Annotated in this window: 9 protein-coding genes and 1 other RNA gene; 3 read left to right on the plus strand and 7 right to left on the minus strand. The window is 44.1% G+C overall.

What is annotated here, in order from left to right; genetic code table 11:
- Positions 1–131: 131 nt before the first annotated feature.
- Together CLV82_RS12405 and CLV82_RS12410 are read left to right on the plus strand one after the other, a co-directional pair.
- Complete coding sequence (locus tag CLV82_RS12405) at positions 132–3,164, plus strand: aminotransferase class III-fold pyridoxal phosphate-dependent enzyme (RefSeq protein ID WP_133644672.1); 3,033 nt, start codon at positions 132–134, stop codon at positions 3,162–3,164.
- 464 nt (positions 3,165–3,628) lie between these two features.
- Positions 3,629–5,104, plus strand: coding sequence for a zinc-dependent metalloprotease (locus tag CLV82_RS12410; protein ID WP_133644673.1), 1,476 nt, complete (start codon positions 3,629–3,631; stop codon positions 5,102–5,104).
- A gap of 62 nt (positions 5,105–5,166) precedes the next feature.
- Here the strand turns inward: CLV82_RS12410 and CLV82_RS14775 are convergent, their stop codons facing one another.
- From CLV82_RS14775 to ssrA, 6 genes are all read right to left on the minus strand, one after another.
- A complete protein-coding gene (locus CLV82_RS14775) occupies positions 5,167–5,331 on the minus strand; it encodes a hypothetical protein (RefSeq protein WP_166636714.1) in 165 nt (54 codons plus the stop codon).
- A gap of 439 nt (positions 5,332–5,770) precedes the next feature.
- Positions 5,771–6,181, minus strand: coding sequence for a hypothetical protein (locus CLV82_RS12415; RefSeq protein WP_133644674.1), 411 nt, complete (start codon positions 6,179–6,181; stop codon positions 5,771–5,773).
- A gap of 649 nt (positions 6,182–6,830) precedes the next feature.
- Positions 6,831–9,287 (minus strand): thrombospondin type 3 repeat-containing protein, encoded by a 2,457-nt coding sequence (locus tag CLV82_RS12420; protein WP_133644675.1) that lies wholly within the window; start codon positions 9,285–9,287, stop codon positions 6,831–6,833.
- A gap of 321 nt (positions 9,288–9,608) precedes the next feature.
- A complete protein-coding gene (locus tag CLV82_RS12425) occupies positions 9,609–10,406 on the minus strand; it encodes a hypothetical protein (protein WP_133644676.1) in 798 nt (265 codons plus the stop codon).
- A gap of 107 nt (positions 10,407–10,513) precedes the next feature.
- The gene (locus CLV82_RS12430; protein ID WP_243744229.1) at positions 10,514–10,756 is read right to left on the minus strand and encodes a GIY-YIG nuclease family protein; all 243 of its coding nucleotides are present in this window, start codon (positions 10,754–10,756) and stop codon (positions 10,514–10,516) included.
- Between the two features lie 367 nt (positions 10,757–11,123).
- Positions 11,124–11,521: a transfer-messenger RNA gene (ssrA, locus tag CLV82_RS12435) on the minus strand.
- 191 nt (positions 11,522–11,712) lie between these two features.
- On the opposite strand from ssrA, the gene CLV82_RS12440 reads away from it, so the two are divergent.
- Positions 11,713–12,918 (plus strand): NAD(P)-dependent oxidoreductase, encoded by a 1,206-nt coding sequence (locus tag CLV82_RS12440; RefSeq protein WP_133644677.1) that lies wholly within the window; start codon positions 11,713–11,715, stop codon positions 12,916–12,918.
- A gap of 36 nt (positions 12,919–12,954) precedes the next feature.
- On the opposite strand, the gene CLV82_RS12445 is transcribed toward CLV82_RS12440, so the two are convergent.
- Positions 12,955–13,311, minus strand: coding sequence for a four helix bundle protein (locus tag CLV82_RS12445; RefSeq protein ID WP_166636715.1), 357 nt, complete (start codon positions 13,309–13,311; stop codon positions 12,955–12,957).
- Positions 13,312–13,394 lie beyond the last annotated feature (83 nt).

A 13,394-nucleotide genomic window follows, 5' to 3' on the forward strand; every position in this document is an offset into this window, starting at 1 on the left:
CATAATTTCGGACTGATTGTTTTTTGGCAGACCATCACCTGTTCCAGCAAAATGAAAGCAGGGGGATTTTACCTTTTATGCTTCAGATTAATAATCTTATTTTGGTAGCTGAACAACCCTGGTATAGCCACATGAAAACCCAATACGAACAGATCAGGATCTCTCCTGCGGAAGCTGCCAAAATTGCCTCCGACCTCTTTAATATCAACGGTACGGCTCAACCAATGCCGGGAGAGATCGATTTCAATTTCAGGATCGCAACCCCCGGAGGAGATAAATACCTTTTAAAGATCTCCCGCCCCGGGGAGAACCCGGAATACCTGGATTTTCAACAGCAAATACTTCTCTACCTCGAAGAGAATGAACCTGACCTTAATGCTCCCAGGATCCTGCGGGACCGGGAGGGGAATACACTTTCCCATATCAGGGACGCCCAGGGAAAGGAGAGAAAGGTCCGACTGCTAAGCTGGATCCCGGGACGGTTATGGAGTAAAGTGAATCCGCACCCTGGAACACTTCTGCATAGTCTCGGGAATCAAGTCGGCCTTCTGACCAATGCACTACAGCACTTTGATCACCCCAGGGCTCACCGGGACCTGCACTGGGATATTGCCCAGGGGGAATGGACCCTGGAATACCGGGCATTGTTTCCAGGGAAGCAATTGGAGATCATAACTTATTTCCAGGACAGGTTCCTCCATCATAAAGAATCTTATGATCATCTAGAAAAAGGGGTGATCCACAACGATGCCAACGACAATAACATCCTGGTTTCCGGGGACCTGCTGCAGCCCGAGGTGGTTGCCATCATCGATTTCGGGGATGCCGTTTATACCCAGCTGATCAATAACCTGGCAGTGGCCTGTGCCTATGCCATCATGCACCACCCTGATCCGCTGGATGCAGCGCTTCCCCTGGTCCGGGGTTATCACGAATCTTCTCCCTTACAGGAAAAAGAATTAGAACACCTTTATACCGCCATTGCAATGCGACTGGTCATTTCGGTGACCAAGAGCGCTATCAATAAAAAAGAGGAACCCGCTAATGAATACCTGCAGGTGAGCGAGGCCCCCGCCTGGGACCTCTTGGAAAAGTGGCGGGACATTAATCCTGATTTTGCACTGTATTCTTTCAGGGAAGCCTGCGGCTATTCCCCTCATCCTTTGGAAGAACAGTTTAAATCCTGGGCAGAGCGGCAGGATATAGACCTTAATCAACTTTTTCCAACTGTGAAGGCCAGCCGGGTGCATAGACTGGATCTGAGCGTGTCCAGTTCCTGGATCGGGCATCAGCAAGATTTTAATAACCTGGACTGGTTCCAGTTTAAAATAGAACAACTACAAAAGGAATACCCCGGCACCATCCCTGCGGGGGGCTACCTGGAACCCAGGCCACTGTATACATCCGGGGCTTATGATAAACTGGGCAACTACGGGAGGGAGAACAGGACCATCCACCTGGGGATCGACTTCTGGTTGCCGGCCGGTACTCCTGTCCATACCCTCTGGGATGGCGAAGTGGTTACAGCCGTGAACGATGCGGGGGAAAAGGAATACGGCGGACTCGTGATCCTTAAGCACCATGAAGCAGGAATGATCTTTTATACCCTTCATGGCCACCTGACGGTTGCGGGGGCTACCCGTCACAAACCGGGCGATAAGATCCGGGCGGGGGAGGAGATCGCTCCGCTGGGCAATTACCCGGAGAATGGCAACTGGGCACCCCACCTGCATTTCCAGCTGATGTTGTCTATGCTTCACTATGAAACCGACTTCCCGGGGGTAACCTATTACCGGCAGCTCCCGGTCTGGAGCAGTATCTGCCCGGATCCTAATTTATTGTTCAAGGCAAAGGAGCTGGAACCTCTGGAGGTTGTCTCGGACCAGGAACTCCGCCTGCAACGGCAGCAATACCTGGGGAAAGGGATGAGCCTGCAATACAAGGAACCCATACGGATGGTTCGTGGAGCCGGTGTTTTTATGCTGGACCAGTTCGGGAGAAAATACCTGGATACCGTGAATAACGTAGCCCATGTAGGGCACGAGCACCCTGATGTTGTCCGGGCCGGCCAGGCGCAGATGGCTTTGCTGAATACTAATTCGCGCTACCTGCACAAGAATATAACCGCATACGCGGAAGCCTTGCTGGCTACCTTACCTCCCGAACTCAGCGTGCTCCATTTTGTGAACTCGGGCAGCGAGGCCAATGAACTGGCATTACGGATGGTCAAGACTGCCACGGGGCATAAAGACATCATTGCCTCCGAGGTGGGATACCACGGGAACACCAATGCCTGCGCGGAGATCAGCTCGTATAAGTTTGACGGGAAAGGTGGATCCGGGGCCCCTGAACACACCCATATCTTTCCTATTCCCGATGCCTTCCGTGGAAAATACCGGGGTGCAGACAGTGGAACTGCTTATGCGGAGGAGGTGAAACAAATTATTGGGAAGCTGGAAAAAGAGGGTCGCAGGCCTGCAGCATTTATCATAGAACCTATCATCAGTTGCGGGGGACAGGTAGAGCTGCCGGAGGGATTTTTAAAGCAGGCTTACGGTCATGTTAGACAGGCAGGCGGACTCTGCATTTCTGACGAGGTGCAGGTAGGCCTTGGCCGGATGGGGAAAACGTTTTGGGGCTTCCAGCTGCACGATGTGGTTCCGGATATCGTCACCATGGGAAAACCCCTTGGGAATGGTCACCCGCTGGCGGTGGTAGCCTGTACCCGCGAAGTGGCCGAGGCCTTTGCGAATGGGATGGAATTCTTCAATACTTTCGGGGGGAACCCGGTTTCCTGTGCAATAGGCGCTGAGGTACTGCGAATAGTTAAGGATGAAGGATTACAGCAGAACGCCCTGCAGGTAGGAGAGTACCTGAAAACCGAATTAAAGAAGCTTGCCGCCAATCACCCGGTGATCGGGGATGTACGGGGACAAGGACTTTTCTTGGGAATAGAATTGGTAACCACAGATCTTCAGCCATTACCGGAACAGGCCACTTACCTGGTAAACAGGATGAAAGAACACGGGATCCTGATGAGCATAGATGGCCCGGATCATAATGTGCTAAAGATCAAACCTCCATTGGTTTTCAGTAAGGAGAATGCAGATGAACTGCTATTCTATCTCGGGAAGATTTTGAAGGAGGATTTTATGCTTGTTTAAAGGTACATAGGTACATAGCCCACCCGCCTGCCTGCCAGACCGGACAAAGTCCAGGATGGAATGATGTAGTCGGGCAGGAACGTACCGTCCGGTACGGGCGGGTTACAAAGTGACAAAAGGGGTGACAAAGGGGACAAGCTGTTACAAAGTGACAAAGCGGATGACAATGGGGACAATGGGGACAAGCTGCGAACAAAGTGACAAAGGGGGTGACAAAGGGGACAAGCTGCGAACGACAACACAGGCATCCTGAGTTTAGGTAAACCTTGCAAACTGCGAACAGCAAACAGCGAACAGCCGAAGGCAGGCCTCAAACTTCAAACCTCGAACCTCGAACTGCCCCCCCTGTTATTCATCGAATATTTCTGCCATAAATCGATTCCACAGCCCCACGGACCTCTCTTTCCCGGAAAATTTTCATTTCCTTCTTATCTTATTCTCTGAACCTAATAAACCACCATCGTATGAATTTGAAAATTACGCTCGGAATCCCCCTTACCAGAAATTTTTTTACCCTCTCACTTATTTTATTTACTGCTACCCTCAGTGCGCAACTGGTCCAGGAAATGGATGGCCCAGTTAGCCAGCTGACCCTGGATAGTAAAGGTGATATTTTCTGCGAGATCCATGCAGATGACCAGGCTTCCTTCCAACACTATAATGCAGGTGTGAAAAAGAGCGGCATGAAAGTAAACGGGAAGACCCTTAAACCGGGGAAATCCCATAAATCCCGCGGAGGGGCAGAGATCTTTGTGGATTTTTATTTATTTGATCCGGCTTTTCCTTTTAACCAGTTTATCCAGGCGGCTACGGCTTTTCAATCAGCCGTCGATATCTGGGCACAGAATATTGATTCGGATGTCCCTATCTATGTGGCTGCCGTATTCCGGCAACTGGGTCCCGGAGTTTTGGGCTCTGCAGGTCCTACCCGTATCTACGCGAATGCGGAGGGTTTGGAACGGGACAGTTGGTATGGAAATGCCCTGGCGGATAAACTTGTAGGAGCAGATCTGGATCCATCAGCATACGATATCGTAGCCAATTTCAGTACCGTCTTCCCAAACTGGTACTACGGAACCGACGGGCAGACTCCTGCCGGTGATTTTGATTTCAGGACCGTAGTTCTACACGAACTGGGTCATGGATTAGGATTCTTTGGATCTATGACGGTAGACAATAATACTGGTGTCGGGAGTTATGGATTCGGAATTCCGAACCCGGTGTATCCCGCTATCTATGACCGCCTGGCTAATTCCCCGGATGGAAAATCCATCCTGAAAGAGAATCGCTACGGAAATAACACTACAGCTTTGGGGGATGTACTCCTTGGTGGTCCCCTCACCGCCAAAGGGCCCCGGATTAAGATAGCGACCAATGGCAAGGGGGCTAAGATGTTTACTGTATTAGACTCTGATATTTTTGGAGATATCCCGGGGTTTACGGATACCTGGCTTCCGGGATCCAGTTATTCCCACCTGGATTTTGTAACCTACGCCCGGGGAACCGAGGGTTTAATGGTTCCATTTCTGTCCAGGGGATTAGCTTACGATCATCCCGGGTCTGTTGTATTGTCCATATTTGATGATATCGGGTGGAATGGAAAAGTGAACCGGGAATTCCAGGATAACCCATCGGGCAGCGGACCAGGTGATGACCCCTCGGTGGTCAGCGGGGACGAAGCTACCGTTGTTTCTGTCTATCCTAATCCCTTTGTGGACCAGGTGGAGGTTGAACTGGCATCCGGTAAATCCACGGTGAAATCTGTTACAGTGACTGATGTATATGGGCAGGTGACCCAGTTGTCCAGGAAACAGTGGCAAGGAAAAGGAACGGTGAGGATAGACCTTTCTTCGGTCCAGACTTCCGCAAATCTGGTATTTCTGCAACTGACCCTGAACACAGGAGAAGTGGTAATGCTCAAATTATCGAAACAGAGCTAGTATAGGAGAGTAACTTCCTTAAGTATCAATAAAAAACCCCGCTTTAAGGCGGGGTTTATATTTCATTTGGATTTACTGACAGAGCGATCTGCAGCCGTTCTTTTCTTCCTGCGTTTCTTCAAGACCTGGTAACCCAGGTACGCGAATTGAAGTCCGACAAGTGCTAATTTATATTTTCTCCCTTTTACAAGGGTCGATGCTATAGATAGTGGTAACGATTTTCCCATTGTTTCTTTATGTTTTAATACTGGGGAAAATATAAAGCATCAGCTGTAGAAACAGGGATGGGATACATAAAAAAACGAATGGATATCATACAATAACTGTAATTTTCCTGGTTATCCGTTACTCATAGACATCAGCAGGAACATCGTGATTGAAAGGATCAGACATGTAATGCCCGCGACCAGGTTCTCTTTAGTAAATTCTTTCCGGATAAATGTAAGTAACATCTTCATACAGGTTTCTTTTCCTTTAAATTGGTAAGAAAACTCTGTAAAATGTAAACTTATCGTTCTGGGTTTAAAAAGCCCGATGTATAGAGGCTGAGTCTCTTTATATCAGAAAAATAGACCCTTCACCGAAAAAATATTGCGTTAAATACCCGGCAATGTATCAGTTACATTTTAAGTGTCCCAGGTTTAACCAATTACCTTTAAAGTGAAATCAGACAGTAGCCAGCTCCTTTTCCTGGGGCGACTTGTAAACCACTCTGATGAGATACTGTAAATTGTCCAGGTTGGAGCAGTGGTATTCCATCAGCCGGTTAAGCGACATCAGGTAACTCAGTTCTTTCACTTCATCGCTCTCGTAGTCTTCCCTGCTGATCTCGGTTAAATTCTCCGTTATTTCATTCACGATGCTGTCGACAGTATTCCCGGGATTAACTTCAATTTTCCTTAGCATGGCCGAAGCCTGCTCCTCGTTGGTACAGCTGAAGCGGACGTAGTCCATCAGGGTCTGCTGGAATTTCTCCGACAGGAAACTGATATCACTATCGTTAAAATAGTTATTTACCTGTTTGGCTATGGCGTATAAGTTGCTCAGTTCTTTTCCTAATAAATCTTCTTTTTTCATTTTCTCTCTCTTGGGGTTAAATGGATGTTTTTCTCTTTGAGAGTAATGTATAGGAAAGAGCTGTTTTTCAGTGGCACATTCCAAGAAAATATTAGCGCGGATAGAAGCAAAATTATTCGGTTTGTATTGAAAGATTTCGAAGTTGATAAGAAGAAAGAGTTATGAGACAGTCTTTGTGGAATAAATCGAAATGCGAACGCTCTTAAGGCATTCATTGACCTCGCCATAAAATCCGGCGATAAAATGAACATAGTTAATAACTATATTCGGATAAATAATATTCGTGTCTCCCAACAGGAAATACAAAAGTTACCTACTGAAATAATAGAGAGTATAGAGAAGTTCTTGCTGGCTAATAAATAGCTTGAGTTACAGTCTGGTGAATAAGGTTTCTCGGATTCTATAAGCCAAGAAGGTCAAGTCTATTAACTTTCAATGAAATACACAGCATTTTCCTATAATGGATATACTTTCACCTATCATGCATGCAATTGGTCTAGGAATGTAGGCCAGAATATACTATGATTAGTGTTTTTTTTGAGTATCATCTATGTCAATACTTTAGGGAAATTATCTAAAAACCAAACCATATGATGCCAGCACAATGGAATTTATGGGTTTTCAATGTTGTTTTTACATGGAAATAAGTTTATGGACAATCTAAAGCATAAGTCACCCCTCCGTCTACTTGCCAACCCGAAGGTATACCGTCGAGTTGATCTTGATTAACTTTAACACACGAAAATAAATTTGATCGAGCATCCAATGTGATGAGCTTAGTATTATTTGAGACATCTAATGAATTAAGTTGATTACTGTTAATATATAGTGCTTGCAGATTTGGTATATCAGATAGATCGAGTGATGTCAATGAATTATTACCCAAGTATATTGATGTGAGTAAGGGATTTCCTTGTAGTTCTATTTCCTGGATCTGCATACCCAAATCCGTGCTTAGAACTTCAAGAATGTCATTATCCCTTACCTCCATCGTAGAACTCCGGGAGGTGTTAAATTGAATAGCTCTCATCGCGTCATTATTATTCGAGATAAATCGTAATAGAGAACTATCTTCAATATATAAATCGCCCAAAATTGGATTGTCGGAAATTGTTAATATTTCATAATTGGCATCCTCCTGAGAAAAATTGGTTAAAGACGGATTATTAGTTATACTGACACTTTCATTGCCTCCAATATTCCAAAATCTCACAGTCTCTAAATTTGGCATACTTGATAATAGTATAGTCGTAGATATATCTACAAATTCGAATGTTACAGTTCTTAAATCAATATTGTTACTTAAATCTAAGTTTGTAATATCATAATCACTGACTACAAAATTCTGTAAAGATTCAAAATCTTCAATGCCAGTAAAATCGATTGGGTTTCTTGCCAAATTAATATCTGTAATTTCCAATGTATTTAGCGAGCTTATATTTGATCTTATGACATAGTCATCGAGGACATCATCGTATCCTAATTCGATTAATTTAGCTTCGAAAACGTCATCAGGTACGAAGGTTTTTTGAGATGTTGAACATCCATTTGTGTCCACAGATTCTCCGCTAGGTGTCTCAGGACATTTATCATTAATATCCAATATTCCATCTGAATCCGTATCTCTTTGATTGTCTGAGCATCCTTGATTATCCACTGCTTCTCCAGGAACTGTATCTGGACAGATATCCATCTCATCATTAACTCCGTCTTGATCAGAATCTTTCTGACTATCTGCGCATCCATCAGTATCCACGTTTGAATTAGAAGGGGTTCCAGGACATAAATCGCTGTCGTTAGACACTCCATCTCCATCAGTATCAAGTTGAGCCGGTGAACATCCATTACTATCAATAGATTGCCCAGAAGTTGTGTTTGGGCAGAGATCCTGGTCATTTGTGACACCGTCCCCATCAGAGTCTTTCTGACTGTCGGAGCAACCGTTTTGATCTACTGTTTCTCCTTGCGGTGTGTTATTACAATTGTCATTACTATCCACTACACCATCCATATCTGAATCTGATTGAGATGCTGAACAACCAACAGAGTTTACGGTCTCTCCACCAGGTGTACCGGGACATTCATCAGTATTATCCATAACTCCATCTTGGTCTGAATCTAACTGACTTGAACTACAACCATTTTCATTGACCTCTTCAGCACTTGGGGTATTTGGACAATCGTCGATGCCATCATTAACACCATCCCCATCTGTATCGAGTTGTGATTCTGAACATCCACTGCTATTTACGAATGCTCCTTCTTCTGTATTTGGGCATAGATCTTTATCATCGGTGATACCATCACTGTCAGTGTCTTTCTGACTAGGAGAACAACCATTCTCATCTATTGATTCATCTGATGGGGTATTAGGACATTGATCAAGGTCGTCTGTTAATGTGTCGCCATCTGAATCCACTTGACTTTCCGAACATCCGCTTTCATCAACTTCTTCTCCTTCTGGGGTATTTTGACATTGATCATTTGCGTCATCAATACCATCACCATCTGAATCTTTTTGAGAAGAAGAACAGCCATTGTCATCAACATTTTCTCCAGACGGAGTTCCTGGACACTGATCTAATAAATCTTTAACTCCGTCTTCATCGCTATCCAACTGACTAATTGAACATCCATTATCATCAACCATTTCATCGAATGGAGTTTCCGGACATAGATCTTGGTTATCTGTAACACCATCATTGTCTGAATCTTTTTGTTCAACTGAACAGCCATATCCATCCACTCCCTGGCCGGTTGGAGTGTCAGGACATTGATCGTTATCATCGGGAACCCCGTCCTGGTCTGAATCACTCCTTTCAAATACAGCTTCTACGTTAAGGTCAGTGGATATTTTAAATGAATACGGGTTCACATTTCCGCTTAGGTCACCCTGCCACTTCTTAAACTCAAATCCTTTATTGGGAATAGCGGTGATTGTTATAGTTTCCCCTGAGTCATAAGTTCCACTCTGCGGATCTATTTTTCCTGAAGTTTCAGGATTAACAGAAGATGTGAATTCGTACTGAATTGGGGAGTCAGATGTACATGCATTAATGGTAACTAGGAGTGTCAGAAGTATGAAAACAGGCCGTATCCTTCTCATAGAAGTAGTGTTTTAATTGATCACTTAAAAGAAATTGATGAGGATGAGGGGATTACCAGATTTACTTAGAAAGTAGTGATCATGGTTCAGTCGCTCAGTTCTCTTGGGGGAGATAAAAAGAGAGTATGAAAGTTAGTGAAATACTTATTTTTTTCTACTAGTTTAGAAAATAATTTTATCGTGATCCAATAATCGTTTGAGAACTACTAACAGATATTCAGATTAATACTGCAAGTTTTCTGCAGAACCACTTATTCACCTTCATGTTAATTCTTGATCTAAACGATAGAATGACGAAAAAAGCGCTGCTACATATTTGGTTTACAGGGAAGTTATTCGAACATTGAACAGTCTGTAATTGTCATTTTCCGCATCATACATAAACACAAGGTAATCATTTAGCACTTCAAACGCACTGGTGGCATCTTTATAAGGTGGTAAGCTTTGATCCTTTTGTCTATCTTGCAACCAACACATGAGATTTACAGGCTCCTTATTTAAGTTGATTGCCTCTTCTGTGGGAATAAAACTTAATTGACCATTATTTCCATAGTTCCGAAGAAATAATTCACCAAGCGAAGCATGATCAGAATCTTCTAAACTGTCATCATGAAGGGAAAGGACCAAGGTGTCTCTATGAATAGGCTTCTTTGAAAATAGATTACCATTACCTGAAGATTTAAATTGTTTGTATCTAACTTCTTTGGGTATAATTAATTGGTTGTCCCTTATAAATACTAACTGGTACTTCTCTGTTAATTTTCTTCGCAACTTTCCAATGCTGATTATGGAATTATATTCTCCTACAAGATACATACTGTCTTGTTCAATCAATGTACTAGGATCTATACCCTCAATTTTCGAATCTATTAAAAGGAATACTGTAGCTTTTTTTATTTCTAGAAATCCATTAAATGGATTGTGCTTTGATATACTATCATAGAATACAGTCAAATATTTATCGGAATTAATTGCAGTCTGATCCCCATCCACTACGTAGTTAGGTTCATAATTTAAAAACAAGGTATCCTTGGTGTGGGGCCCATTTATCTGCCCAACACCTATCATCCCATTCAAACACATTATCAACAGAATGATATTAAATAGAAGTTTATTCATCCATTGTCTAAATTAGGGGATTGCATTCCTTTGAAGTGGTACGTACTCCTATACTCAAAATACAAAATTCTCGATGCTAGGTCATAAAATTCCAGCTAACTTTCAGATCAGATGTTTGTTTCTGAATGCTTTCCCGGACCCTGATTTAAATACCGCTCAAAGTTGTATGCTGTAAGTGGGTTGTTAAATTTTGAAACATGAATGAGCTGAACCGGTAATTTGTTCTTCGTAAAATGCACTTCTCCAGACTGGTGTGCTTTTAATCTCTTCTTCAGGTATCTTGTAAATCCTGTATAAAGTTTCCCGTCAATACATTTTAAGATATAAACACAAAAGGGTAGGTCATTCATTTTTTTGGAAATCAAAAGAAAATTTTTTCAATGTAATTTCCTTGCAGTAATACATTTAAGCGAGTAAGTTTTAAGTACAAAGGAAATACATCCACCGAAAGCCTTGAGAAAGAAGTTGATTAAGGCTGTTAATAATTACGCCCTGCGTCGTTAATAGTAGGGTGGATCCTTATCCACCGTAGCCCTCGGGAGAGATTTAAAATAAGGCATAAAATAAAAAACCCTCCTGCGCATAAATGGGGATGCGGGTTTGGCTCGGAGTATGGTGGATCGGCATCCACCGTAGCCCTCGGGAGAGATTTTGAATAGGACTTAAAATAAAAAAGCCCCCCTTCGCTCTGATTAAAATCAGAGCTTCGGAGGGCGTAGGTGGAGCCGGAGGGATTCGAACCCTCGTCCAAACAAGCAATAACCATGCTTTCTACATGCTTAGGTCCTGATTGGTTTTCGATGCGCAGCTGACCAGAACCAGCCTACTACGCACTTAGCTTCTTTAGTTTTGAGGAATTGCCGAAGCTACAATCCCCCTATGTTGACTTTTATGGTGCCCCTGAATGGATCGCCGTCAACAAGGGCTATCCAGGGACATCTCGCTTCCCTGCCTTGCAGGGACGAGGCTAAATCCTACTATAATTCAGATTAAGCGGCAAGAGCGTAATTATCTTCGCCATTTAAAAAGTGTGAAATATGAGATTTACGAGCTGTATCCCAGCGCTCGGCATGCTTACATAACCATTGGTCTTGCTGTCAAAACCAGTCGGCCCCATTAAATCAAAGAACTATTTTCAAAGGTCTTCGCAAATGTGCTCATCACTTTGTCCCTGCTGTAACTTGGTTGCCACGCCGTGGGAACCCACAAAGATACATTTTTCAATGCGCTTCTGAAAACCTTCTTTCATTCGGAAATTCACTAAATTCCTCTTACATTCGTTCAAAATTTATACCAAGTTTTATTTATGCGAATCGGAATCATCCGGGAGCGCAAAAATCCGCCGGATCGCCGTGTGGTATTGTCTCCCCAAGCCTGCCAGAAAGTCCTGAAAGCCTATCCCGAGGCCGAAATTATCGTAGAACCTTCTCCGATCCGGGTCTTCACAGACGAGGAATACCGGATTGCCGGGATCCCGGTAGAAGACAGAATGGAGGAATGTGATATCCTGCTGGGTGTAAAAGAAGTGCCCATCCCGGCATTGATCCCGCATAAAAAATATTTCTTCTTTTCGCATACCATCAAAAAGCAACCCTATAACCGCGACCTGCTGCAGGCTATCCTGAATAAGGATATCGAGATGTATGACCACGAGGTGATCACGGACGAACGGAACTCCCGCCTGGTGGCTTTCGGTCGTTATGCCGGAATCGTAGGGGCCTATAACGGTTTCAGGGCCTTTGGCCTGAAACACGAGCTCTATGATATTCCCAAGGCGGAAGCCCTGAAAGACCAGAAAGCGCTGATAGAGGTGCTGAGAGATATTTCCCTGCCCAATGTTAAGATCCTCCTTACCGGGAAAGGAAGGGTCGGCGGAGGCGCCATGGAAATGCTGACAGGAATGGAACTGCGCCAGGTGAACGTAGAGGAATACCTGAACGAAACCTTTGATGAGCCTGTCTTCTGCCAGTTAGAGGTCCTGGATTACAATAAGCGAAAAGATGGGAAGCATTTGGGAATGTCCGATTTTATCGACCATCCCGATGAATACGAATCAGATTTTATGCGCTTTGCAAGGGTTTCCGACCTGTTTATAGCGGGTCATTTCTACGCAGAAGAAGCGCCCTACCTGTTTACGCGCACCGATGCAAAAAGACGCGACTTCAGGATCAGCGTGGTGGCCGATATCTCTTGTGATATAGACGGACCCGTAGCCTCTACTATCAGGCCGTCCACCATTGCTGAACCTATTTACGGGTACGATCCAAAGCTGGAGACCGAAATTGACTTCCGTAAACCGGGAGCAATTGCTGTGATGGCGGTAGATAACCTCCCGGCAGAACTTCCCCGGGATTCCAGTGAAGGCTTCGGTGCCGCCTTCGTGGAACATGTGATCCCATCCTTCTTTAATGATGATGCCAGGGGTATCCTGGACAGGGCACTTATGACCAAAGACGGGCAACTCACCGAAAGGTTTGCGTATTTGCAGGGTTATGTTGATGGAATTGAATGAGGTGACAAGGGGGACAAAGGGGACAAGGTGACGGCCCTATGAATTGAGTTTATTGCCCAATGAATCTTTCATTTTACGGAATAAATGATTAAGACTGCGAATCTCTTTATTGATGGTCTCTGAATGTAGTATGTAACCTAATTCTTTCGAAATGATCAATTGGGTTTCTAATTCTGCCAAAGATCCTGTGGCAATATCCAGGAATCTCAAATATTCTCGCGTTGTACCTCTTCCGGCTCCTTCGGCAATGTTCGAGGGTATAGAAATAACCGTTTTTCTCAGGTGTTGTATTAGACCATATTTTTCCGATTCCGGAAAAGCCCTGGTTGTTTGATAAATGACCATCACCAATTCCATACTTTTCTTCCAGATCAGTAGATTTTTGTGGGTCATTGCTATATAACTTAGGAGTACAAATTTAGACAGCCAGGCTGCAGTTAAAAAGCAGTATCCTATACCTGCCACTGCTAATATTG

The sequence above is a fragment of the Zeaxanthinibacter enoshimensis genome (assembly GCF_004362865.1).
Classification (GTDB): domain Bacteria; phylum Bacteroidota; class Bacteroidia; order Flavobacteriales; family Flavobacteriaceae; genus Zeaxanthinibacter; species Zeaxanthinibacter enoshimensis.

Coding starts and splice junctions, on each gene's coding strand:
- CLV82_RS12420 (WP_133644675.1), bottom strand. CDS start 9,287: ATGAGAAGGATACGGCCTGTTTTCATACTTCTGACACTCCTAGTTACC.
- CLV82_RS12410 (WP_133644673.1), top strand. CDS start 3,629: ATGAATTTGAAAATTACGCTCGGAATCCCCCTTACCAGAAATTTTTTT.
- CLV82_RS14775 (WP_166636714.1), bottom strand. CDS start 5,331: ATGGGAAAATCGTTACCACTATCTATAGCATCGACCCTTGTAAAAGGG.
- CLV82_RS12440 (WP_133644677.1), top strand. CDS start 11,713: ATGCGAATCGGAATCATCCGGGAGCGCAAAAATCCGCCGGATCGCCGT.
- CLV82_RS12445 (WP_166636715.1), bottom strand. CDS start 13,311: ATGACCCACAAAAATCTACTGATCTGGAAGAAAAGTATGGAATTGGTG.
- CLV82_RS12405 (WP_133644672.1), top strand. CDS start 132: ATGAAAACCCAATACGAACAGATCAGGATCTCTCCTGCGGAAGCTGCC.
- CLV82_RS12425 (WP_133644676.1), bottom strand. CDS start 10,406: ATGAATAAACTTCTATTTAATATCATTCTGTTGATAATGTGTTTGAAT.
- CLV82_RS12430 (WP_243744229.1), bottom strand. CDS start 10,756: ATGAATGACCTACCCTTTTGTGTTTATATCTTAAAATGTATTGACGGG.
- CLV82_RS12415 (WP_133644674.1), bottom strand. CDS start 6,181: ATGAAAAAAGAAGATTTATTAGGAAAAGAACTGAGCAACTTATACGCC.